The organism is Actinomadura sp. NBRC 104412, assembly GCF_030269515.1.
Classification (GTDB): domain Bacteria; phylum Actinomycetota; class Actinomycetes; order Streptosporangiales; family Streptosporangiaceae; genus Spirillospora.
This window is the reverse complement of sequence record NZ_BSTM01000006.1, coordinates 97,698-120,544: the sequence shown is the minus strand read 5'-3', so window position 1 is coordinate 120,544 and position 22,847 is coordinate 97,698. Positions and strand designations below refer to the sequence as shown.

The window sequence follows — 22,847 nt, the reverse complement described above, 5'->3', positions numbered from 1 at the left end:
CCCCGGCTGGAATCGGCCCATGATGGTCAAGCTCGTCCTGCGCGGACTCGTGGCGCACCGCGCCCGGCTGCTGCTCTCGGCGGTGTCGGTGACGGTGGGCGCCGCCTTCATGGCCGGCACCCTGATCTTCTCGGCGACCCTGGACCGCGAGCTGGATCGCGTGTTCGAGAATTTCGGGCGGGGCACCGATGTGGTGGTGCGCCCGGGCAAGGCGGTCGAGGACGCGGCGACCCCGTTGGCGACCTCGGGGCGTGCCGTCCCGGCGTCCGCCCTGGAGGCGGTGCGGAGGGTGGACGGGGTCGCCAAGGCGCGCGGCGAGGTGAGCGGGTTCGCCGCCGTGGTGGACGGCAAGGGCGAGATCGTGGGCCCGGCGCCGCACGTCGGTACGGATTGGATCGCCGACCGCGATCTGGCCCAGATCCGCCCTCGGTCCGGTCGTGCCCCGGTGTCGCCCGGCGAGCTCGCCATGGACGCGAACACCGCGTCCGCGGCGGGGCACCGGATCGGGGACCGGGTCAGGGTCGCGCTGGCCGGGGGCACGCGGACGTTCACGCTCACCGGGATCTTCCGGTACGGGGACTCGGCGCTGAACTCCAGCGTGTCGGTGGTGGCGTTCGAGCCGGGCACGGCGCAGCGCCTGGTGATGGAGCGCCCGGGCACCTACAGCCGGATCGTCGTGCACGCGCGTGACGGTGTGCCGCCCGAGCGCCTGCGCGACGCGGTGGCCGCGGTGCTGCCCGAGGGCGCCGGGCTTGAGGCGGTCACCGGACGGCAGGTGACCGAGGAGACCGCCGGGCAGCTCCGCGAGATCCTCGCCATCCTGCGGACGTTCCTCCTGGTCTTCGCCATGATCGCGGTCTTTGTCGGGACGTTCCTGATCTTCAACACGTTCGGGATGCTGGTGGCGCGGCGGACCCGCGAGCTGGCGCTGCTGCGGGCGGTCGGGGCCTCGCGCGGGCAGATCACCCGGTCGGTGCTCGGTGAGGCGGCGGGCGTGGGACTGGTGGGCGCGACGGCGGGGCTGGTGGCCGGTGGCGGGCTCGCGTACGGGCTGTCGCGGCTGCTGTCGGCGTTCGCAGGCGAGGACCTGCCGTTCGGCACGCCGGTCGTGCCGGTCTCGGCGGTGCTCGGCGCGTACGGCGTGGGACTGCTGGTGACGCCGGCCGTGGCGTACATCCCCGCGCGGCGTGCGGCGCGGACACCGCCGGTGGCGGCGATGCGGGACGACGCGTCCGGTGCCCTTCCCCGCCGCTCGCTGCGGTGGCGTGTCGTCGCTGGGGCGGGTGTGCTGGCCGGAGCGGTGGGCGCCCTGGCGGCGGGATCGGCGACCAGCGGGGACACCGCGCTGACGTGCACGGGCGGCGGCTGCGCCCTGCTCCTCACCGCCGTCCTGCTGCTGGGACCGGTGATCGCCGGGCCGCTCACCGGGCTGCTCGGCCGGCCGTTCGCCCGTTTCGCCGGCGTGCCGGGACGGCTGGGCCGCAGGAACGCGCAGCGCAACCCCCGGCAGACCGCCGCCACCGCGTCCGCCCTGATGATCGGGCTCGCGCTGATCGGGACGGTCTCGGTGCTCGGGCAGTCGCTGGCCGCCTCGGTGGAACGCCGGCTCGGCGCGGGGGTGACCGCCGACTACCGGATCGAGGGCCGCAGCGTGGTGACGCCGGTGGGCGCGAACGTCCTCCCCGCCGTGACCCGCACGCCCGGGGTCGGGACCGCGGTCCCGATCCGCGACGCGCGCATCGCTCTGGACGGTCAGGCGCACACCGTCACGGCGGGCGACCCCCGCGCGCTGGCAAGCCATTTCCGGCTCCGGCTCGTCGCGGGCGGCCTGCCGTCACGGAAGGACGACCTGCTCGTCTCGCGCGGCGTCGCCACGTCCAACGGCTGGCGGGCCGGAAGCGCGATCCCCGGCCTGTACGCGGACGGCGCCCGCACGGTGTTCCGGGTCGCGGGCGTCTACGCCGACACCACGACGATCGCCCCGACGACGCCCTCCATGATCATCGACGGCGAGGGCTACCGCGCCCACGACCCGTCCAAGACGCTCGACCGGATCGAGGTGACGGCCGCGCCCGGCGCCGACCGGGCGGCGACCCGCCGCGCGCTGGAGGCGGCGCTCGCGCCCTGGCCCAACCTCGACCTGAAGGACCGGGAGGAGATCAAGGACGACGCCGGCGCCGACATCGACCTCTTCCTCCAGCTCATCCTGGTGCTGCTGGTGCTGTCGGTGCTGGTCGCGGCGCTGGGCATCGTCAACACGCTGGCGCTCGCGGTCGTGGAGCGCACCCGGGAGATCGGCATGCTGCGCGCTGTCGGCCTGCAACGCCGCCAATTGCGCCGCATGATCCGGTACGAGGGGCTGGTGGTCTCGCTGTTCGGCGGTGTGACCGGGCTCGGGCTCGGTGTGCTGTTCGGCGTGGCGCTGCGGCGCGCGCTGGAGGCCGAGGGCCTGGACGTGCTGGCCATCCCGTACGGCAGGCTCGCGTTCTACCTGCTGGCCGCCGTGGTCATCGGCGTGCTGGCCTCGGTGTGGCCGGCACGCCGCGCCGCCCGCATGGACATCCTCCGCGCCATGGCCACCGAGTGAGCCACCGGGTGAGCCACCGGGCGAGCCACCGGGTGAGCTACCGGGCGAGCGCGGCGGCCGCCTTGGCGAGCTTCTCGATGCGGTCCCAGTCGCCTTCGCGGACGACGTCGGACGGGGTCAGCCAGCTTCCCCCGACGCAGGCCACGTTGGGCAGCTCCAGGTACTTGGGGGCGTTGTCGGTGGTGATGCCGCCGGTCGGGCAGAACGTGATCTGCGGCAGCGGCCCGTACAGCGCCTTGAGGCAGGCCGCTCCGCCGGACTGCTCGGCGGGGAAGAACTTCATCACCGTGACGTCGTGCTCCAGCAACGCCATGGCCTCGGACGCGCTGGAGACCCCGGGCAGGAACGGCAGCCCCGTCGCGTTCATCGCGCGCCGCAAGGTGTCGGTCGCGCCGGGGCTGACCAGGAACCGCGCCCCCGCGCCCGCCGCCCGCTCCGCGTCCTCCGGCGTGACGATCGTGCCCGCGCCGACGACGGCGTCCGGCACCTCGGCGGCGATGCGCTCGATGGACTCCAGGGCCGACTGGGTGCGCAGCGTCACCTCGATCGCCGGCAGGCCGCCCGCCAGCAGCGCCCGCGCCAGGGGGACGGCGGCGTCCGGGTCGTCCAGCACCACGACGGGGATGACCGGGGCGAGGTCCACCAGTTCTTCGGCCTTCATACGTACTCCAGCGTTGGTCGGGTAGGCGGCGGGAAAGCCTGCGGCAGGATACCCGCACCCACCGAAACGATCATGACAGGACCACCGCGGCGCCGCGCTCGGCCGCGCCCACCGCCTGCCGGAAGGCGCCGAACAGCTCCCTTCCGGTGCCGTCGTGGCCACCGGCGGGCGGGGGCGCGGGCTCGCGCGCCGCGAACTCCTCGTCCGGGACGAGCACCTCCAGCAGGTTCTTGCCGCAGTCGAGGCGGATGAGGTCGCCGTCCCGGACGCGCGCCAGCGGCCCGCCGTCCGCCGCCTCGGGCGACAGGTGGATGGCGGCGGGGACGGATCCGGACGCGCCCGACATGCGCCCGTCGGTGACCAGCGCCACGCGATGGCCCCGGTCCTGGAGGACCGACAGCGGCGGGGTGAGCTTGTGCAGCTCGGGCATGCCGTTGGCGCGCGGCCCCTGGAAGCGGACGACCGCGACCATGTCGCCGTCCAGCTCCCCGGCCGCGAAGGCGTCCTGGAGGTCGTGCTGGGAGTCGAACACCCGGGCGGGGGCCTCGATCGCGCGGTGCTCCTCGCGGACGGCCGAGACCTTGATCACGCAGCGACCGAGGTTGCCGCGCAGCGTGCGCAGGCCGCCCTGCTCGTCGAACGGGTCGGCGGCCGGGCGCAGCACGGCGAGGTCGCCCGAGGTCTCCGGGGCGGGACGCCAGTCCAGTCCGTCCTCGGTCAGCACCGGGGACCTCCGGTACGCGGCGAGGCCCTCCCCGGCGACGGTCCGCACGTCCTCGTGCAGAAGGCCCGCGTCGAGCAGCTCGCCGATGAGGAAGGCGGTGCCGCCCGCCGCGTGGAAGTGGTTCACATCGGCGGTCCCGTTCGGGTAGAGGCGGGTCAGCAGCGGCGTCACGGTGGACAGCTCGTCGAAGTCGTCCCAGGTCAGCTCGATGCCCGCGGCGGCGGCCATGGCCACCAGGTGCAGCGTGTGGTTCGTGGACCCGCCGGTGGCCAGCAGCGCGACCACCCCGTTCACGAACGCCCGCTCGTCCAGCACCTCCCCGATCGGGGGGGCGTGCCGCAGCACCCGCCGTCCCGCCTCCTCGGTGAGCGCGCGGCGCAGCCCGGTGCCCGGCGGGACGAAGCTCGCCCCGGGCAGGTGCAGGCCCATGACCTCCATGAGCAGTTGGTTGGAGTTGGCCGTCCCGTAGAAGGTGCAGGTGCCGGGCGCGTGGTAGGAGGCGGCCTCGGCCTCCAGCAGCTCGTCGCGTCCGATCTCGCCCGCGGCGAACCGCTTGCGCACCCGCGCCTTCTCGGCGTTGGGCAGCCCGGACGGCATCGGACCGGCCGGGACGAGGATCACCGGGAGGTGCCCGAACGACAGCGCGCCCATCACCAGGCCCGGCACGATCTTGTCGCAGACCCCCAGCAGCAACGCCCCGTCGAACATCTCGTGGGACAGCGCGACCGCGGTGGCCATGGCGACGACGTCCCGGCTGAACAGGGACAGCTCCATGCCGGCCCGTCCCTGCGTGATGCCGTCGCACATGGCGGGGACGCCCCCGGCGAACTGGGCCGTGCCGCCCGCGTCCCTGATCGCGGCCTTGAGCAGCTCCGGGTAGTCGCGGAGCGGCTGGTGCGCCGACAGCAGGTCGTTGTAGGACGACACGATCGCGATGTTCTTCACCGCCGTCCCCTTGAGCCGGAGCTTGTCGGCCGGGCCGCAGGCGGCGAAGCCGTGCGCGAGGTTGGCGCAGCCGAGCGCGCTGCGGGCGGGGGCGGACATCCGCAGCGAAGCGAGGAGTGTCTGCCCGGCTTTTGCCGGGGGGTCTGGGGGGTCGTCCCCCCAGAATGACGCGGAGGCGGCCTCGGCGATGCGTCGCAGGTAGGCGGCGCGGCGGTCGGCGCCGCGTTCGGCGATGCGCTGGGTGACCCGCGCGACGACGGGATGGAGTGGGGGTGTCAACGGGACGCTCCTGCTCTCGGCGGGGTGACTTCCTGATCGACTCCGGCGAAACTAGCGCTCTTAGGGCAAGCATCACAACTGACTTATGCACGCGAACTAACAAAAGCGGGCCGGCTTGTGACAGGCAGGCGTCGATGCGACACTGTCCCGATGACCCGGCGGCCCTCGACCAGCGGTGACGTGCTGCGCCTCATCCGCGAGGGCGGCGTGTCCACGCGGGCCGAGCTGGGCCGCCGCACCGGCCTGTCCAGGCCGGCCGTGGCCCTGCGGGTCAACGAGCTGATCGCGCACGGGCTGGTCACCGAGCGCGCCGACGGTCCCTCCACCGGCGGCCGTCCCCCGTCCCGGCTGGCGTTCGACGCCTCGGGCGGCGCCGTCCTGATCGCCAACCTCGGCCGGTCACGAGGCCAGGTCGCCGTCACCGACCTGGCCGGGACGATCCTCGCCCGCACCGCGATCACGCCGGGCCCCGACCCCGGCACCACACTGGGACGGCTGCTCCCCGAGTGGTCCGCGCTGCTCGGCGCGTGCGGCTCCCCACCGGTGCGGGGCGCGGGCGTCGCCGTCCCGGACGCGGTCGAGCCCGGCACCGGCATCTGGGACGGCACCCCGATCGGCCCGCCCATCGCCGAGCGTTTCGGTGCCGCCGTCCCGTGCTTCCTGGACAACGACGTCAACGCCGCGGCGCTCGGCGAGTACCGGTCGCGGTTCCGGCGGGACGTGGACGACCTGCTGTTCGTGAAGCTGTCCACCGGCATCGGCGCCGGGATCATCCTGGGCGGCCGGGTGCAGCGGGGGGCGCTGGGCGCCGCGGGCGAGATCGGGCACATCCCGGCGGGCGACGACGACGGGACCGTTCGCTGCCGCTGCGGCAACCTCGGCTGTGTGGAGGCCGTCGCGGGCGGCGCCGCACTGCTCGCCCGCTCCCCCGCCGCCGACCTGGCCGAGCTCGCGGCGCTCGCCCGCGCGGGCGACCCCGCCACCGTGGCCCTGGTACGGGACGCGGGCCGCCGGATCGGCGAGGTCGTCGCGGGCGCCGTCAACCTGCTCAACCCGGCCGTGGTGGTGCTCGGCGGCGACCTGACCGGCGCCGAGGAGCCGCTGATGGCGGGCGTCCGCGAGGCCGTCTACCAGCGCGCCACCGCCCTGGCGACCCGGCGGCTGCGCATCGAGCCCAGCCTGCTCGGCGACGAGGCGGGCCTGGCCGGGTGCGCCGCGCTCGTCCTGGACCACGTCCTGGCCCCCGAGGCCGTCGACACCCTCCTCGCCTCCGCAAGCCCCCGCGGTTCCTGACCACGAATTCTTTGCGCCCGCTGTCGATACGGACGGGGGCCGTTCGTGTAGAGGGTGGAAGAAGGAGGAGCCATGACGCACTACATGCTGAGCATCTACCAGCCCGCCGGGCCCACGCCCTCCGACGAGGTCCTGGAACCGATCATGCGGGATCTGGAGGCGCTCAACGCCGAGATGCGGGAGGCCGGCGCGTGGGTGTTCGCCGGGGGCCTGCACGACCCGAGCACCGCCACCGTCATCCGCACCAAGGACGGCGAGCCGCTGCTGACCGACGGCCCGTTCACCGAGGGCAAGGAGGTCCTCGGCGGGTTCACCATCGTCTCGGCCCCCGACCTGGACGCCGCGCTCGAATGGGGCCGCAAGCTGTCCCGCGCGACCACGCTGCCGGTGGAGGTGCGGCCCATGCACGACGGGGACGACCGCTGACCGAGATCGAACGCGTCTACCGCGAGGAGTACGGGCGCGCGACCGGGACCGCCGGCTGTGGGACCGGGACCAGATCGCCGAGGGCCGCGCGCTCGTCCGCCGCTGCCTGCGCCGCGGCCGTCCCGGCCCGTACCAGATCCAGGCCGCGATCAACGCGGTGCACACCGACCCGCCGCCGACCGACTGGGGGCGGATCCTCCGGCTGTACGACCAGCTCCTGGCCGTCATGCCCACCCCGGTCGTCGCCCTCAACCGCGCCGTGGCCGTCGCCGAGGTCGACGGGCCCGAGGCCGCGCTCGCGCTCGTGGACGGCCTGGACCTGGACCGCTTCCACCTCTTCCACGCCGTCCGCGCCGACCTGCTGCGCCGCCTCGGCCGTACCTCCGAGGCCGCGCGGGCGTACGAGGCGGCCCTGGCCCGCGCCGGCAACGAGGCCGAACGCGACTTCTTGCACCGGCGGCTCCGGGATAGGACATGATCTGTGGTCATGGGGCCTGATGCGAGCGCTTACCTCCTCCCGATGACCACCGCGACCGAGGAGAGCGAACGGCACACCACCGTCGCGCTGCTTCCCGTGGGCAGCCACGAGCAGCATGGCCCGTACCTTCCGCTGGCCACCGACACCGTGGTGGCGTGCACGGTGGCGCGGGAGGTCGCCGCCGCGCACCCGGTGCGGCTGCTGCCGCCGGTGACGATCTCCTGCTCGCACGAGCACGCCGCCTGGCCCGGCACGGTCAGCATCTCGGCGCGCACCCTGTACGCGGTCGTCCACGACATCGCCGAGTCGCTGCGGCGGTCCGGGGTGCCCAAGCTGGTGCTGGTGAACGGGCACGGCGGCAACTACGTCCTGGGCAACGTGGTCCAGGAGGCGGGCGGCGACATGGCGCTGTTCCCCACGCTGGAGGACTGGGAGGCCGCCAGGATCGCCGCCGGGATCCGCAACGACGGCAACACCGACATGCACGCGGGCGAGCTGGAGACCTCCCTTCTGCTGCACGCCCACCCCGAGCTGGTGAAACCGGGGTACGAGGCCGGCGACCACGTCTCCGGCGACCGCAGGCACATGCTCACGCGGGGCCTGGAGGGCTACACCGAGTCCGGCATCGTGGGGCGTCCGTCACTGGCCTCGTCCCGCAAGGGCCGGGACCTTCTCGCGGCGCTCGTCGAGTCGTTCGGCGACCACCTGCGGGCGCTGCGGGGCTAGCCGCGGCGCCACCGGGCGCGTCCTCCGGGCACCGGCGGTGCGCCGGCGCGTGCCGGCGCGCACGAGCAGCACGGCGGCGCCCGGGAGGCTCGCGACGAACGTGAGCACCCCGTACACGACCGCGACCGCGAGGCCCTGCTCGGAGCCCAGCCCGGCGGCGCCGAACGCGATCGTGGTGGCGGCCTCGCGGGGACCCCAGCCGCCCACGTTCATCGGCAGGCCCATCACCAGCAGCGCGAACACCACCAGCGGGACGAGCTGGAGCAGCGGAGCGGTCGCCCCGGCGACGCGCGCCGCGACCAGGAACAGCGCGATGTACCCGGCGAGCGCCGCCGCCGACAGCAGCACCACGCCCGGCCAGGTGTCGCGGGCCAGCAGGACGCGGCGCGCGTCGGCGGTGGCCCTGGCGGCGGCGCGTCCCCAGCGGCAGCGCGCGAACGCGACGACCGCGACCACGACGCACAGCACCAGCACGAGCACGGTGACGATCCCGGGAGCCAGCGCCGTGAACAGCGCCGGCCGGGTGCACAGCACGACCAGCCCGGCGGCGATGATGACGATCTGGCCCGCCGCTCGTTCCAGCACGACGGCGCGCACGCCCCGTCCCACGTCACCGGAGTCGCGGCCATGGCTCACCGCGCGGTGCACGTCGCCCAGGACGCCCGCGGGAAGCACCGCGTTCAGGAAGAGTGCCTGGTAGTAGTCCGCGACGGCGCCGGGCAGGCGCAGCCCCAGCCGCAGCCGGTGCGCCACCAGGCACCACCGCCACGCGCTGAACACCGTGGTCAGCAGCCCGATACCGAGCGCGGCCAGCAGCGAGGGCAGGGTGACCATGCGCATCGCGTTCACGAACGCGTCGGTGCTGTGCCACCACACCAGCGCGCCGAGGATGGCGGCGCCGGTCAGGTTCCGGACCCAGTTCATCGCGTCCCCCTCGCCTTCGGGCGGAGCCCTGGGGGTCTGGGGGTCCGCCCCCAGAGGCAGGACGGCACGGCGAGCAGGTCGCGATGGTGGACGACCACGCTCAGCCTTCCGGCCGCGCAGTCGTCCAGCCGCCGGCGCAGGTACTCCTCACCGGGCAGGTCCGGCCGCTGCTCGCAGGCCGCGGCGACCCAGCCGCGCAGCCACTCGGCCGCCAGCGCGGCGTCGCCGGGGCCCAGCCGCCACGGGCTCGGGCTGGTCTGCACGGCGGCGCCGCGCCGCTCGAACGCCTCGGTCGCGGCGGTGACCGCGTCGGGGCCGAGCAGGGAACGGCCGCCCCCATTCGTTCGGGGGGTCTGGCTGACCTCCCCCGGGGAAGGCAGAATCTCCCGGCGCTGGTGGGCGTTGAAGGCGGCGGCGAACTCGGCGTCGGCCGGGTCGTACGGGGTGAGCCTGACCCGGCCGACCACCGACAGCGTCAGCAGCGCCGGGCAGCCCACGCCGGTGATCGCCTCCGCGAGCGCGTCCACCTCGTCGAAGGTGAGCAGGTCCAGCAGCGCGGACGCGACGACCAGTCCCGCGCCCGCGAGGTCGGCCGCACCGAGCCGGGTGATGTCGCCGACGCGCGTCTCGGTCGTGACACCGGGGATCGCGTCGCGTGCCCGCTCCAGCAGGTCCGGGTCCCGGTCGTGCAGGATCCAGTGCTGCGGGACGTCCAGCCGCCCCGCCAGCCACCGTCCCAGCGACCCGGTGCCGCAGCCGAGGTCCCACACGACCAGCCGTCCGGGGGACGCGGGCAGTTGCGCGCGCAGCGGTACCAGCAGGTCCGTGGCGCGGGCGGCGGCGTCGGCGCTCTCGCGCAGCTCCAGCCAGCCGGGGGCGAACCGCTCCGCGCCCGGCGCACCCGTCATTCCAGTAGCGTTCATGGCGAGACCCTGTCCAGTCCGTCCAGGACACCGGTCAGCGCACGCGTGGTGTCGTCCCAGCTCGGAAGCGTGTCGCGGCGTTCGGCCGCGAGCTTGCGCAGGCGGCGGCGCAGGTCGGGCTCGCCGAGCCAGCGGCGCAGCGCGCCGGCGAGCGCGGCCGGGTCCTCCGGCGGGACCAGCAGGCCGGGCGGCTCGCCGCCGGCGGTCCGCCCGAGGGCTTCGGGGACGCCGCCGACCTCGGTGGCCAGCACGGGAAGCCCGTGGGCCAGCGCCTCGGTCACGACCATGCCGTAGGTCTCGGCGCGGGACGCCAGCACCAGCAGGTCGGCGGCGCCGTACGCGAGGTCCAGGCGCTCGCCCGTGCGGGGACCGGCGAGGTGGATCCGGTCGTCCAAACCGTGCCGCTCGATGAGCGCACGCAGCCGCGCGACCTGGTCGAGATCGCGGCGCAGCGGCCCCACGCAGGTCAGCTCCCAGCCGTGGCCGCCGACCCGCGCCAGCGCCTCGACCAGCAGGTCATGGCCCTTGCGCGGGGTCAGCGAGGCCACGCACAGCAGCCGCGTGCCGTCCTCGGTGCCCGGTGCGAGCGGCGCCGGGTCGGTGCCGGGCGGCGCGACGTGGACGCGCGCCGCGTCGAGCCCGTGATGCTCGATCAGGCGGCCGGCGGTGCGCCGCCCGGTCGTCACGACGGCGTGGGACGCGCGCAGCGTCTCGCGTTCGCGCACGTCGAGGTCGTCGGGGGGTGGCGCGCCGGGCGGCTGCGTCTCGTCCGCCAGCGGCAGATGCACCAGGACCGCCAGCCGCAGCCGGCCGGCCTCCGGGACGACCACCTCCGGCACACCGCAGGCGACCAGCCCGTCCATCAGCACGCTGGCGCCGTCGGGCACGCCGGCGAGGGCGGCCGCCAGGTCCCCGCGCGCCGTCCCGTCCGGACGCGGCCACGATCCGGCGACGGGCAGTTCGTGGACGGGACGGGTCCGCGCGAGCCCTTCGCAGATGCGCCTGTCGTAGACGTTGCCGCCACTGGCCACGCTCAGCCGGTCGACGTCGCCGGGCATGACGACATGCACGGCCCCCGTCGCAGATCCCTCGCTCATAGCGTCAGCTCGTAACTCGCCCACGCGACGTGCGACTCGTGCAGCGTCACGGCGATGCCGGTCAGGCCGTGTGCCGACTCGCCCAGCGCACCGGCGCGGACCTTCTCGGCAAGGCGGTCGGCGATCGTCTTGGCCAGGAACTCGGTCGTGGTGTTGCGGCCGGAGAAGTCGGGTACCTCGTCCAGGTTGCTGTAGCGCAGCGGGTCCAGCACCGCCCCGAGTTCCCGGGTCGCCAGGCCGATGTCCACCACGATCCCGTCCGGGTCGAGGTCGGGCCTGCGGAACGTCGCGTCCACCAGGAAGGTCGCGCCGTGCAGGCGCTGCGCGGGCCCGAAGACCTCGCCGCGCAGGCTGTGCGCGACCATGAGGTGATCACGGACGGTGACGCTGAACAAGGGCGGCCTCCTCGACCGGGTCGTAGACGATGCGGTGGCACAGAGCGGGAAGCGCCCCGGACGCCAGGGGCGGCATCAGGCGGGGCAGTTCGGTGAAGCCCGCCTCACCGGTGATCAGGGCGTCGAACGCGGGCGCGGCCAGCAGCCGCAGCGCCAGCGCCAGCCGGTCGGCGTGGGTGCGGCGGGATCTGCGGGACGGGGACACCGCGCCCACCTGGCTGCCGCGCACGGTGAGGCGCCGGGAGTGGAAGTGCTCCCCCAGCGGCACGGCGACGCGGCGGTCGCCGTACCAGCTCAGCTCCAGCACCTCGCCCTCGGGGGCGAGCAGTTCCAGCGAGCGCGCCAGGCCCGCCTCGCTGGCGCTGGCGTGCACGACCAGGTCGCAGTCGCCCTCGGCGTCGTCCGGGACCGCGAACCCGACGCCGAGCGCCTCGGCCACGGGCGCGCGGGACGTGTCGACGTCCACCAGTTGCACGCGGGCTCCGGGCAGGCCCGCCAGGACGGCGGCGACCGAGCACCCGACCATCCCGGCGCCGACGACCGCGATCCGGTCGCCGACCAGCGGCGCCGCGTCCCACAGCGCGTTCACCGCGGTCTCGACCGTCCCGGCCAGGATCGCGCGGCCGGGCGGCACGTCCTCCGGGACGGGCGTCACGGCGCTCGCCGGGACCACGTACCGGGTCTGGTGCGGGTACAGGCAGAACACCGTCCGCCCGACCAGCGCCGATGCGCCCTCCTCCACGATCCCCACGTTCAGGTAGCCGTACTTGACCGGGCCGGGGAAGTCGCCCTCCTGGAAGGGCGCGCGCATCAGGTCGCGCTGGCCGGCGGGCACCCGGCCCTCGAAGACCAGCGACTCGGTGCCCCGGCTGATCCCCGAGTACAGGGTGCGGACCACGACGTCGTCCGGGCCGGGGTCGGGAAGGGCGACCCGTTCGATCTCGCCCTTGCCCGGGGACCTGACCCAGAACGACAGCGCGCTGCGTTCCATCCTCACCGTCCCGGTTCCAGCACGGCGGCGAGCCGCCGCCGGTACGCGCGCCTGCTCGCGGCACGCCTGGTCGTGGCGCGCCCGCTCGTGGCGGGCCCGCGGGCGTTGCGCCACAGCCGGCCGATGTCGCGGCCGAACGACCACGCCAGCGCCGCCAGCGCGCCGGCGACGGCGGCGACGGCGACCGGACGGGGGACGGTGCCGGAGGTGGCCACGACGAGGACGATCCCCTGCGCCGCGGCGACGACCTTGCGGGCGCGGCTCGGCGGCAGCTCACCGCGCAGCCAGGGCAGCGCCCAGGACGCCGCGACGAACGCGTACCGCATGAGGCCGATCGCCAGCACCCACGGCCCGAGGATCCCGGACAGGTAGACGCTCAGCACCAGGATCAGGTACGCGTCGGCCTCCATGTCGAAGCGCGCGCCGAACGCCGAGGCCGTCCCGGTGCGCCGCGCGACCTGGCCGTCCACCGCGTCCAGGACCAGCGCGACGGCGGCGACGGAGGTGAGCGCGGCGACCTCCGTGCCGCGCACGAGGCCGTCCACGACGAGGACGGTGACGGCGCCGGCCAGGATCGCGCGCGCCAGCGTCACGAAGTCGGCCGGTCCCAGGGAGGGGGTGCCCGCGCGCCGCTTGCCGTAACGGATGATCGCCCACAGCGCCGTGCCGTAGGCGGTGCCGGTCGCCCAGGCGGCCGAGCTCAACAGTGCGGTCACCGGTGTCAGCCTCCCGTCCCGCCGAGCTGCGGGCTGGGCGCGTCGAGCTGCGGCAGGTCGTGACCCAGCCGGTCGCGCTTGGCCGTGAGGTAGCCGATGTTGTCGTCGCTGGCCGCCGCCAGCAGCGGGACCCGCTCGGCGACCTTGACCCCGCACGACTCCAGGGCGTCCACCTTGTCGGGGTTGTTGGTCATCAGCCTGACCGACCGCACGTCGAGGTACCGCAGCACCCGCACCGCGGGCCCGTAGTCGCGGACGTCCACCGGCAGGCCCAGCGCCGTGGCGGAGTCGACGGTGTCCAGGCCCTGCTCGTCCTGGAGGATGTGGGTCCGGACCTTGGCCACCAGGCCGATGCCCCGGCCCTCGTGGCCGCGCAGGTAGACCAGGACGCCCGTGCCCTCGCGGACGATCGCGTCCAGCGCCGCGCCGAGCTGGTCCCCGCACTCGCAGCGCGTCGCGCCGAAGATGTCCCCGGTCATGCATTCCGAGTGCACCCTCACCAGGACGGAGTCACGGGCCCTCGGCGTGCCCCTGACCAGGGCCATGTGCTCGTTGCCGTCCAGCGGGTCCCGGAACGCGACGGCCCGGAAGGTGCCCCTCCGGGTCGCCAGATCCGCTTCCGCGATGTCCTCGTAGCCAATGGCTTGCTCGCGCATCTTCCCCCTCGTCGCCTCGCTCTCTTCCCCCCTGTACGTAACGGTCTGCCCGTTCGGTTCCGCCGAACCGCTCTTAATCGCGACCGCTTCGTCGCGCCCCGTCATGGGCCGTGTGCGGTCGAGGGGGAAGGGGTCGCCCGGGCATGGCCGTCCTGTGCGACGCCGTGAACGGACGTGCGCTCAACCGTTGACGCGAGGAGAGATCTCTGGTGGCACGATGCGGCCATCCACGGAGGGGAGAAGCCGGGCCTTGACCGGGGCATCGCGGACGGGCGAGGAGTAAGAGGGGCGCGCCGGGAACCGCGCGCCCCTCTCTTCCCCGAGGGAGGCGGCCCTGCCTTGCCGAGGGAGGTACGGCTCGGTGACCAGGACCTTCGAGCCCCAAGACCCGCGGGCGCCGGGCAGCGGACGACCGCGGGCGGCGACGGCGTCCGCCGCTGGCGTCGATCTTGGGAGCGCTCCCATACCACAGCCTCACCCGCCGGCGAATCCGTGTCAACCGCCGCCCGCCGACGCGAGAGCGCGCGGAGGCCCCGTCGAGTAACGGTTGTGTTTCGACCCATTGACACCGGGATGTCGGAGAGGCTTCGCTTCGTGGGAGCGCTCCCATGGTCGGTGCCACAGGCCGGTCCGGCACCTGTACCACCCATCCCATGTATCCCGGCACGACCTGAGAGGGGTCGGAATGAGGGTCACCAAGCGAGGCGGTCGCGGAAGCGCCGTCAGGGCCGCGGTCGCGGCGGTCCTGGCCGGGGTCCTGGTCGCCGCGTCCGCCTGCGGCGACGGGGACGATAGCGAGAGCGGTCCCATCACCCTGACCGTCGACGTGTTCGGCGAGTTCGGTTATGAGCAGCTCTACAAGCAGTACGAGCAGACCCACCCCAACATCAAGATCAGACAGCGCAAGGCGTCCACCCTGGACGACTACAGGCCACGCCTCCAGCAGTGGATGGCCACCAACAGCGGCGCCGGCGACGTGGTCGCCCTGGAGGAGGGCATCCTGCCCACCTACATGCAGCAGCGCAACAAGTTCGTCAACCTCTTCGACTACGGCGGCCGCGAACTGCAGAACAACTTCCTGCCGTGGAAGTGGCAGATGGGCCTGAGCCCCGACGGCAGCCAGCTCGTCGGCCTCGGCACCGACATCGGCCCGCTCGGCATGTGCTACCGCAAGGACCTGTTCGAGAAGGCCAGCCTGCCCACCGAGCGGGACGAGGTGTCCAAGCTGTGGCCGACCTGGGACGCCTTCTACAACACCGGCCAGCGGTTCCAGCGGGAGGTCTCGGGCACCAAGTGGCTGGACGGCCCCACAGCGATCTTCCGCGCCACCGTCCTGCAGAACGCGGGCGCCGGACCCGGCTACAGCTTCTTCGACAAGAGCAACAACCTGGTCTTCAACACCAACCCCGTGGTCAAGCAGTCCTTCGACACCACGCTGAAGTTCGAGGCGGCGAAGATGACCGCCGACATGTCGATCTTCACCCCGCCGTGGCAGACGGCGCTGAAGCGCGACACCTTCGCCACCCTGCCCTGCCCGTCCTGGATGCTCGGCGGCATCGAGGAGTTCTCCGGTGACTACGGCAAGGGCAAGTGGGACGTGGCGGCGATCCCGGGCGGCGGCGGCTACTGGGGCGGCTCCTGGCTGGCCGTGCCCAAGCAGTCCGACCACCCGAGGGAGGCCGCCGAGCTGGCCAAGTTCCTGAGCAGCCCGCAGGGCCAGATCGGCGCCTACAAGGACAAGAACACCTTCCCGTCCTCGCCGCAGGCCGCCAAGGACCCGGCGGTGGCGGGCGCGACCAGCGCCTACTTCAGCAACGCGCCGACCGGCAAGCTCTTCGGCGACCTGGCCGCGCAGGTCAAGCCCGTCTACCTCGGCCCCAAGCACGAGGATGTGCGGCTGGCCGTGGAGAACGTCCTGATCGCGGTGGGTCAGGGCAGGGTCAAGGCCGAGGACGCGTGGAACCAGGCGGTGAGCGAGGCCCAGAAGGCCGCCCGCTGACCGATCCGCCGGCGGTACAACCGCCCAGGGGCCGATGAGGCTCCCACGGACGCCCCTCCGCCCGGCTCGTGGCGTCACCCCGCCACGAGCCGGCGCGGGCCCCCTTTCGGAAGGACGCGCATGACCATCGAGACGCGCCCCGCCACCGGCGCGCGGAAGGCACCGCCGGCGCCCGGCGACCCGCCGCGCGGCAGATCGTGGCGGTCCAGGCTGGCCCGCCTCGACCTCAAGGCATCCCCCTACCTGTTCATCTCGCCGTTCTACCTCGTGTTCCTGGTCTTCGGGCTGTTCCCGCTGCTGTACACGCTGTGGGTGTCCCTGCACGACTGGGGGCTGGCCTCCGGGACGCGCGAGTGGATCGGCCTGGAGAACTACGACTACCTGCTGACCGACGGCGACTTCTGGCATGCGCTCGTCAACACGGTCGGGATCTTCTTCATCTCCACGGTGCCGCAGTTGCTGCTCGCCCTGTTCATCGCCAGCGCGCTGGCGCGGCGGATACGGGCCGGCACGCTGTTCCGGATCGGGATGGTGGCGCCGCTGGTCACCTCCACCGCGGCGGTGGCGATCGTGTTCAGCCAGATGTTCGACACCAACTTCGGGTTCATCAACTGGGCGCTCGGCCTGGTGGGCGTGGACGGCATCGACTGGCACGCCAGCCGCGGCTGGTCCTGGCTGGCCATCTCGGTGATGGTGGACTGGCGCTGGACCGGCTACAACGCGCTCATCTACCTGGCGGCGATGCAGGCCATCCCGCGGGACCTGTACGAGGCCGCCGCCATCGACGGCGCGTCCAGGCTCCGGCAGTTCTGGCAGATCACGGTGCCCATGCTCCAGCCGACGATCATCTTCACCGTGATCATCTCCACCATCGGGGGCCTCCAGCTGTTCACCGAGCCCGTGCTGTTCGGCGGCGGCACCGCCAACAAGATGGACGGCGGCTCCCTGCACCAGTTCCAGACGATCACGATGTACATGTACGACAACGCCTTCAACGACGACCGCTACGGGTACGGCGCGACGGTCGCCTGGGCGCTGTTCGTCCTGATCATCCTGTTCTCGCTGCTCAACTTCATGTTCGTCAGGCGTGCGGGAGGGACCAGATGACCGCCTTGACCACGCCGTCCGCGACCTCGTCCGGCCGCCGCGGCGGTGGCGGCGCGCACCGGCGCAACGGGCACGGCCGGTTCCGGGCCATGTGGGACGCCACCCCGCTGACCTACCTGGCGCTGATCGTCGCGCTGGTGCTGTCGATCTTTCCGATCTACTGGATGATCGTCGTCGCCACCCGGTCCAACGACGTGGTGTCGGACGTGCCCCCGCCGGTGCTGCCGGGGGGCCGGTTCTTCGACAACGCCGGGCGGCTGTTCGACAACCCGGACGCCTACTTCGCCCAGGGCCTGCTGAACTCGGCGATCGCCTCGGGAGCGGTGACGATCTCGACGGTGTTCTTCGCCTCGCTGGCCGGCTTCGCGTTCGCCAAGCTGCGCTTCCGCGGCAAGAACGCGCTGCTGCTGACGATCATCGCGACCATGATGATCCCGGTGCAGATGGGCATCATCCCGCTGTACATGATCATGGTGAGGATCGGCTGGCAGGGCGGCCTGCAAGCGGTGATCGTCCCGTTCCTGGTCACCGGGTTCGGCGTGTTCATGATGCGCCAGTACACGCAGCAGGCGGTGCCGGACGAGCTGATCGAGGCGGCCCGCGTCGACGGGTGCACCACCTTCGGCATCTACTGGCGGGTCGTACTGCCCGCGCTGCGTCCCGCGGCGGGCGTCCTGGGGCTGCTGACGTTCATGCAGACCTGGAACGAGTTCATGTGGCCGCTGGCGGTGCTCAGCCCCGAGAACCCCACCGTCCAGGTGTCGATCAACAACCTGTCCAACGCCTACTTCAGCGACTACACCCTCATGTTCGCCGGGACGACCTTCGCGGTGCTCCCGCTGCTGGTGGTGTTCATCATTTTCGGCCGCCAGATCATCGGCGGCATCATGGAAGGTGCGATCAAGGCGTGAGCTCTCCCACACAAGGTGACAGGCGGCACGGCCGCACGCAGGCCGACCAGGGCGCCTCCCCCGCCGCCCCGCTCGCGTTCCCCGCCGGCTTCCGCTGGGGGGCGGCCACCGCCGCCTACCAGGTCGAGGGCGCGGCCAACGAGGACGGGCGCGGCCTGTCCATCTGGGACACCTTCTGCCGTACGCCCGGCAAGGTGCTGGGCGGCGACACCGGCGACGTGGCGGTCGACCACTACCACCGCTTCCGCGAGGACGTGGCGCTGATGGCCGATTTGGGGCTGAACGCCTACCGGTTTTCGGTGTCGTGGCCGCGGGTGCAGCCGTCCGGCTCCGGCCCGCTCAACCAGGCCGGGGTGGACTTCTACCGGCGGCTGGTGGACGCGCTGCTGGAGGCGGGCATCGAGCCGTGGCCGACCCTCTACCACTGGGACCTGCCGCAGGCGCTGGAGGACGCGGGCGGCTGGCCCGAACGCGACACCGCGTACCGGTTCGCCGACTACGCCGCCCTCATCCACGGTGAGCTGGGCGACCGGGTGGCGCAGTGGATGACCATCAACGAGCCGTGGTGCGCGGCGTTCCTCGGCTACGCCTCGGGCGAGCACGCCCCGGGCCGCAGGGAACCCGCCGCCTCGCTGCGCGCGGCGCATCATCTGATGCTCGGGCACGGGGCGGCCGTCCAGGCGATGCGGGCGCGGCATCCCGAGCACCGGCTGGGCGCGGCGGTGAACCTGTACGCGATCTCGCCCGCCAGCGAGGCGGAGGCCGACCTGGACGCGGCACGCCGGGTGGACGGCATGCAGAACCGGCTGTTCCTGGATCCGCTGCTGCGCGGCTTCTACCCGGAGGACGTGCTGGCGGACCTGGACCACCTGGGGTTCGCCTCGGCCATCCTGGACGGCGACACCGAGGTCATCAACCAGCCCATCGACCAGCTCGGCGTGAACTACTACTCGCGGTTCACCGTGACCGGCGACCCGGACGTGACCGCCCAGGCGGTGTCGTCGCCGTTCTCCACCGTCTCCCCCTGGGTGGGCAGCGAGCATGTCGGGTTCGTGGACGGCGGCCGTCCCGTGACGGGGATGGGCTGGGAGATCGACGAGACCGGGTTGCACGAGGTGCTGACCCGGCTGCACCGCGAGTACCCCCCGGTCGACCTCTACATCACCGAGAACGGCGCGGGGTACGACGAGGCCCCCAACGGTGACACCCCGATCCATGACGAGGAGAGGATCCAATACCTGGACGCGCACCTGCGCGCCTCGCACCAGGCCATAACCGGCGGCGTTCCGTTGCGCGGTTACTTCACGTGGTCTCTGCTGGATAATTTCGAGTGGTCTTGGGGCTACTCGAAGCGCTTCGGGCTGGTCCACGTGGACTACACGACGCAGCGCAGGGTGCCCAAGGACAGCGCGCGCTGGTACGCGAGCGTGATCCGGGCCGGCGGGCTGTCGGAACGGGCGTGATCGGCAACGGCGGGGAAGAAGGGGCCGACGCAAGGCGATGAACGGTCGACGGAGGTGAGGCGCGGTTCCGCGCGCCCCACGCTGGAGGAAGTGGCGGCCCGGGCGGGGGTCGGCCGGGGCACGGTCTCGCGCGTCATCAACGGCTCGCCGCGGGTGAGCGCGGAGGCGCGCGAGGCGGTGCTGCGGGCGATCGACGAGCTGGGCTACGTGCCCAACCGGGCCGCGAGGACGCTGGTGACCCGGCGCACCGACACGGTGGCGCTGGTGGTGTCGGAGTCCGAGCAGCGGCTGTTCGCCGAGCCGTTCTTCGCGGGGATCATCCGCGGGATCAGCCCGGAGCTGCACGACACGGGGTTGCAGTTGCTCCTGGCGCTGGCCCGCTCGCCCGCCGAGTACGAGCGGCTGGAGAACTACCTGACCGGCCAGCACGTCGACGGGGTGCTGATGACCTCGCTGCACGGCGACGACCCGCTGCCGGCCAAGCTGGAGGCGGGCGGCGTGCCGACCGTCCTGGGCGGCCGCCCGCCGGGCGTCGTCCCGGTCTCGTACGTGGACGTGGACAACCGCGACGGCGCCCGGCAGGCGGTCGAGCACCTGGTGCGCGGCGGGCGCACGCGCATCGCCCATATCTCGGGTCCGCAGGACATGGGCGTGGGCATCGACCGGTTGCAGGGCTACCGTGACGCCCTGGCCGCGGCGGGGCTTCCGGAGATGGTGGTCTGCGGGGACTTCAGCGAGGCCAGCGGTGTCACGGCCGCGGCCGAGCTGCTGGACCGGTATCCCGAGGTCGACGCGGTGTTCGCCGCCGACGACCCGATGGCTCTGGGCGCGATGCGGGTGCTGAAGAAGCACGGGCGCCGGGTGCCCGAGGACGTGGCGGTGGTCGGCTTCGAGGACTCCTCCAGCGCGCCGCTCGCCGACCCGCCGCTGACCACCGTCCACCAGTCGGTCGAGGAGATGGGCCGGCAGATGGCCCGTCTCCTGATCGCCCGGATCCAGGGCGAGGAGCCCGCCGACCCGGTGGTGATCCTGCAGCCGCACCTGGTGGTGAGGGAGAGCGCCTGACGGACGCCCCTGTTATCGTCTATTTGACGATTTATGACCCCCGGGAGCCGTCCATGACGCTGCACGACCTGCTCGGCCCGCTGCTCCAGCCCGCGTTCCATCTGGGAACGGTCCCGACCACCTGGGCCGAGCTGCTCGGCTTCGCCACCGGCGCGGTCAACGTCTGGCTGGTCGTGCGGCAGAACATCCTCAACTGGCCGATCGGTATCGCCAACGTGATCCTGCTCGGCCTGGTGTTCCTGGACGGCGGCCTGTACGCCGACGCCGGGCTTCAGGTCGTGTACGTCGGGCTCCAGTCCTACGGCTGGTGGGTGTGGCTGTACGGCGGCGAGGGACGCGACGACCTGCCCGTCACCCGCACGTCCCGCACCACCTGGGCGGTGCTGGCCACCGCCGGCGCCGCCGCCACCGCGCTGCTCACCGTGATGCTGATGGCCTGGACCGACTCCACCGTCCCGTTCTGGGACGCGCTCACCACCGCGCTGTCGCTGATGGCCATCTACGGCCAGTCCCGCAAGCTGCTGGAGTCGTGGTGGATCTGGATCGCCGCGGACCTGGTCTACATCCCGCTCTACTTCTCCAAGGACCTCAAGCTCACCAGCGCGCTGTACATCATCTTCCTGACGCTGTGCGTCCTGGGCCTGAACGCCTGGCGCGACGACTTCCGCTCCCGCGCCGCGGCCGTGGCCCCCTCCCCCGCATGACGTACGCGCACGGGATGGTGGCGGGCAAGTTCTACCCTCCGCACGCCGGGCACCACCATCTGATCGACACGGCCGCGAAGGCGTGCGACCGGGTCACCGTGGTCGTCGCCGGCTCCACCGTGGAGAGCATCCCGCTGGCGCTGCGCGCCGCGTGGCTCCGCGAGGTCCACCCGCAGCCGCACGTGGACATCGCCCCGGTAGTGGACGACCACGAGATCGACTACGGCTCGGAGGACGCCTGGACGGCCCATGTCGCCGCGTTCCGGTCGGGCCTGTCCTCGCCCGTGGACGCGGTGTTCTCGTCCGAGGCGTACGGGCCCGAGCTGGCCCGGCGCCTGTCGGCCGAGCACGTCGCCGTCGATCCGCCGCGCGAGCGCTTCCCCGTCAGCGGCACCGCCGTACGGGACGATCCCATCGCGCACTGGCATCACCTGGCCCCGCCCGTACGCGGGTACCTGGCGCGCCGTGTGGTGGTCGTCGGCGCGGAGTCGACGGGCACCACCACTCTCGCCCGCGCCCTGGCCGCCCGCTTCGTGTCGCGCGGTGGGGTCTGGGCGTCCACGCGGTACGTCCCCGAGTACGGGCGCGTCTATACAGAGGAGAAGCTCGCCGCCGCGCGCCGCGCCGCAGGCTCCGGCGGCCGGGACCTGTGGCTGGACGACATCGTCTGGACGCCCCACGACTTCACCCTCGTCACCGAACGCCACCTCGCGCTGGAGGAGGCGGCGGCCCGTGCGGGCTCCCCCGTCCTGATCTGCGACACCGACGCGTTCGCCACGGCCCTGTGGTACGAGCGCTACCTGGGCGAAACGGCTCCCGAGACGCTCCACCAGCACAACGACCGCCACCACCTGTGGATCGTCACCGACCCGTCGGGCGTCCCGTTCGTGCAGGACGGCTGGCGCGACGGCGAGTCGATCCGCCACCACATGTCGGCGCGGTTCCGCGAGGAGCTGGAACGCCGCAACCTGCCGCACGTCGTCGTCAGGGGCCGGCACGAGCAGCGTCTCGCCACCGCGGTCACGGCGGTCGAGGCGCTGCTGGACAAGGGCTGGTCGTTCTCCGCGCCCCTCATCCCGAAGCGGACGGATCAGGGCGACAGCTCGTAAGTCTCCAGGTGGCCGCACATTCCCAGGGCCTGTCCCGGCGACACCCGGCGGACGGAGGCGCCGGTGAGGTAGTTCCAGTCGCCGGCGCGCAGATGCGCCAGATGGTCGCCGGTGCGGACGGCCGAGGTCAGCGCTCCGGAACGCCAGCGCCGCTCCCATTCGTCGACCAGGTCGCGCTTGAGGCGGACGGCCGCGCGGTAGAAGTCGTCCAGCGCGGCGCCGTCGCCGTCGCGGACGCGCTGCCGCAGCGTGCGGAAGCCCTCGACGGCCAGGTCGCGGCGGCGGCGCGCGGACGGCTCATCGGTGACCGTCGCCGCCGGATGGTAGACGGCCGGGTCCATGACGGGGAAGGTGAAGACCGCGTCGCCCGCCTCGGGGAGCCCGCTGTTCTGCATGATGACGACGATGCGCAGGTCCCCGTCGTTGACCAGCCGGTGGATCGTCCCGGGCGTGAACCAGACGACCGCGCCCTGCGACAAGGGCGTCTCCTCGTACGCCTGGCGGGTGAGCGTCTGGACCCGCCCCGTGCCGCCCACGACCACGTACGCCTCTGCGCAGGCCAGATGAACGTGGGGCGACCCTCCGCACAGCCCGTCGGCCGTGGGCCAGTCGTAGACGCGCAGACCCGAGACCCCGACCCCACCAGGGAACGTCATCATCCGATGGTA

22 protein-coding genes are annotated in these 22,847 nt (G+C 73.1%); 12 read left to right on the top strand and 10 right to left on the bottom strand.

The annotated features are described in order from the left end of the window. Positions 1 to 19: 19 nt before the first annotated feature. A complete protein-coding gene (locus QSK21_RS10190) occupies positions 20 to 2,587 on the top strand; it encodes an ABC transporter permease (RefSeq protein ID WP_285695228.1) in 2,568 nt (855 codons plus the stop codon). Positions 2,588 to 2,624: 37 nt separating this feature from the next. On the opposite strand, the gene eda is transcribed toward QSK21_RS10190, so the two are convergent. Together eda and edd are read right to left on the bottom strand one after the other, a co-directional pair. Next, positions 2,625 to 3,248 carry a bifunctional 4-hydroxy-2-oxoglutarate aldolase/2-dehydro-3-deoxy-phosphogluconate aldolase gene (gene eda / locus QSK21_RS10185; RefSeq protein WP_285695227.1) on the bottom strand — a complete coding sequence of 208 codons (624 nt, stop codon included), beginning with the start codon at positions 3,246 to 3,248 and terminating at the stop codon, positions 2,625 to 2,627. A gap of 70 nt (positions 3,249 to 3,318) precedes the next feature. Continuing rightward, entirely contained in the window at positions 3,319 to 5,196 is a 1,878-nt protein-coding gene (edd, locus tag QSK21_RS10180; RefSeq protein WP_285695226.1) for a phosphogluconate dehydratase, read from the bottom strand. A 150-nt stretch (positions 5,197 to 5,346) separates the two neighbouring features. Between edd and QSK21_RS10175 the strand changes: the two genes are divergently transcribed. From QSK21_RS10175 to QSK21_RS10160, 4 genes are all read left to right on the top strand, one after another. After that, positions 5,347 to 6,489, top strand: coding sequence for an ROK family transcriptional regulator (locus QSK21_RS10175; RefSeq protein WP_285695225.1), 1,143 nt, complete (start codon positions 5,347 to 5,349; stop codon positions 6,487 to 6,489). A gap of 72 nt (positions 6,490 to 6,561) precedes the next feature. Beyond that, positions 6,562 to 6,915 (top strand): YciI family protein, encoded by a 354-nt coding sequence (locus QSK21_RS10170; RefSeq protein ID WP_285695224.1) that lies wholly within the window; start codon positions 6,562 to 6,564, stop codon positions 6,913 to 6,915. Between the two features lie 157 nt (positions 6,916 to 7,072). Next, complete coding sequence (locus QSK21_RS10165) at positions 7,073 to 7,393, top strand: RNA polymerase sigma factor (protein ID WP_285695223.1); 321 nt, start codon at positions 7,073 to 7,075, stop codon at positions 7,391 to 7,393. A 42-nt stretch (positions 7,394 to 7,435) separates the two neighbouring features. Next, positions 7,436 to 8,119, top strand: a complete 684-nt coding sequence (locus QSK21_RS10160; RefSeq protein WP_352231270.1) for a creatininase family protein — start codon at positions 7,436 to 7,438, stop codon at positions 8,117 to 8,119. Here QSK21_RS10160 and QSK21_RS10155 read toward each other — a convergent pair. Genes QSK21_RS10155 through ribA form a run of 7 tightly spaced genes read right to left on the bottom strand, consistent with a single transcriptional unit; the run spans position 8,033 to position 13,821 of the window. Next, entirely contained in the window at positions 8,033 to 9,043 is a 1,011-nt protein-coding gene (locus tag QSK21_RS10155) for a lysylphosphatidylglycerol synthase transmembrane domain-containing protein (protein ID WP_285695221.1), read from the bottom strand. The genes QSK21_RS10160 and QSK21_RS10155 overlap by 87 nt on opposite strands. Beyond that, positions 9,040 to 9,966 (bottom strand): class I SAM-dependent methyltransferase, encoded by a 927-nt coding sequence (locus QSK21_RS10150; protein ID WP_285695220.1) that lies wholly within the window; start codon positions 9,964 to 9,966, stop codon positions 9,040 to 9,042. The genes QSK21_RS10155 and QSK21_RS10150 overlap by 4 nt, the downstream gene beginning before the upstream one ends. Continuing rightward, complete coding sequence (locus QSK21_RS10145) at positions 9,963 to 11,063, bottom strand: glycosyltransferase family 4 protein (protein ID WP_285695219.1); 1,101 nt, start codon at positions 11,061 to 11,063, stop codon at positions 9,963 to 9,965. Before QSK21_RS10145 ends, QSK21_RS10150 begins: the two co-directional genes overlap by 4 nt. After that, positions 11,060 to 11,458 (bottom strand): 6-pyruvoyl trahydropterin synthase family protein, encoded by a 399-nt coding sequence (locus tag QSK21_RS10140; RefSeq protein WP_285695218.1) that lies wholly within the window; start codon positions 11,456 to 11,458, stop codon positions 11,060 to 11,062. Before QSK21_RS10140 ends, QSK21_RS10145 begins: the two co-directional genes overlap by 4 nt. Next, entirely contained in the window at positions 11,436 to 12,449 is a 1,014-nt protein-coding gene (locus tag QSK21_RS10135) for a zinc-dependent alcohol dehydrogenase (RefSeq protein WP_285695217.1), read from the bottom strand. The genes QSK21_RS10140 and QSK21_RS10135 overlap by 23 nt, the downstream gene beginning before the upstream one ends. 2 nt (positions 12,450 to 12,451) lie before the next feature. Next, a complete protein-coding gene (locus QSK21_RS10130; protein WP_502871535.1) occupies positions 12,452 to 13,165 on the bottom strand; it encodes a CDP-alcohol phosphatidyltransferase family protein in 714 nt (237 codons plus the stop codon). A 5-nt stretch (positions 13,166 to 13,170) separates the two neighbouring features. Beyond that, complete coding sequence (ribA, locus tag QSK21_RS10125; RefSeq protein WP_285695216.1) at positions 13,171 to 13,821, bottom strand: GTP cyclohydrolase II; 651 nt, start codon at positions 13,819 to 13,821, stop codon at positions 13,171 to 13,173. 685 nt (positions 13,822 to 14,506) lie between these two features. On the opposite strand from ribA, the gene QSK21_RS10120 reads away from it, so the two are divergent. The 7 genes from QSK21_RS10120 to QSK21_RS10090 all read left to right on the top strand — a co-directional run bounded on the left by QSK21_RS10120 (position 14,507) and on the right by QSK21_RS10090 (position 22,179). Continuing rightward, on the top strand, positions 14,507 to 15,820 hold the full coding sequence (locus QSK21_RS10120) for an ABC transporter substrate-binding protein (protein WP_285695215.1): 1,314 nt from the start codon (positions 14,507 to 14,509) through the stop codon (positions 15,818 to 15,820). 120 nt (positions 15,821 to 15,940) lie between these two features. After that, complete coding sequence (locus QSK21_RS10115) at positions 15,941 to 16,927, top strand: carbohydrate ABC transporter permease (protein WP_285695213.1); 987 nt, start codon at positions 15,941 to 15,943, stop codon at positions 16,925 to 16,927. Then, positions 16,924 to 17,838 (top strand): carbohydrate ABC transporter permease, encoded by a 915-nt coding sequence (locus QSK21_RS10110; RefSeq protein WP_502871534.1) that lies wholly within the window; start codon positions 16,924 to 16,926, stop codon positions 17,836 to 17,838. The genes QSK21_RS10115 and QSK21_RS10110 overlap by 4 nt, the downstream gene beginning before the upstream one ends. Further along, positions 17,835 to 19,301 carry a GH1 family beta-glucosidase gene (locus tag QSK21_RS10105; RefSeq protein WP_285695212.1) on the top strand — a complete coding sequence of 489 codons (1,467 nt, stop codon included), beginning with the start codon at positions 17,835 to 17,837 and terminating at the stop codon, positions 19,299 to 19,301. The genes QSK21_RS10110 and QSK21_RS10105 overlap by 4 nt, the downstream gene beginning before the upstream one ends. 54 nt (positions 19,302 to 19,355) lie before the next feature. Then, positions 19,356 to 20,366 (top strand): LacI family DNA-binding transcriptional regulator, encoded by a 1,011-nt coding sequence (locus QSK21_RS10100; RefSeq protein ID WP_285695210.1) that lies wholly within the window; start codon positions 19,356 to 19,358, stop codon positions 20,364 to 20,366. A 53-nt stretch (positions 20,367 to 20,419) separates the two neighbouring features. Then, the gene (gene pnuC / locus QSK21_RS10095; RefSeq protein WP_285695209.1) at positions 20,420 to 21,070 is read left to right on the top strand and encodes a nicotinamide riboside transporter PnuC; all 651 of its coding nucleotides are present in this window, start codon (positions 20,420 to 20,422) and stop codon (positions 21,068 to 21,070) included. Continuing rightward, entirely contained in the window at positions 21,067 to 22,179 is a 1,113-nt protein-coding gene (locus QSK21_RS10090; RefSeq protein ID WP_285695208.1) for an AAA family ATPase, read from the top strand. Before pnuC ends, QSK21_RS10090 begins: the two co-directional genes overlap by 4 nt. On the opposite strand, the gene QSK21_RS10085 is transcribed toward QSK21_RS10090, so the two are convergent. Further along, positions 22,161 to 22,835: a cupin domain-containing protein gene (locus tag QSK21_RS10085; protein WP_285695207.1), complete on the bottom strand. Its 675-nt coding sequence runs from the start codon at positions 22,833 to 22,835 to the stop codon at positions 22,161 to 22,163. The genes QSK21_RS10090 and QSK21_RS10085 overlap by 19 nt on opposite strands. Positions 22,836 to 22,847: the final 12 nt, after the last annotated feature.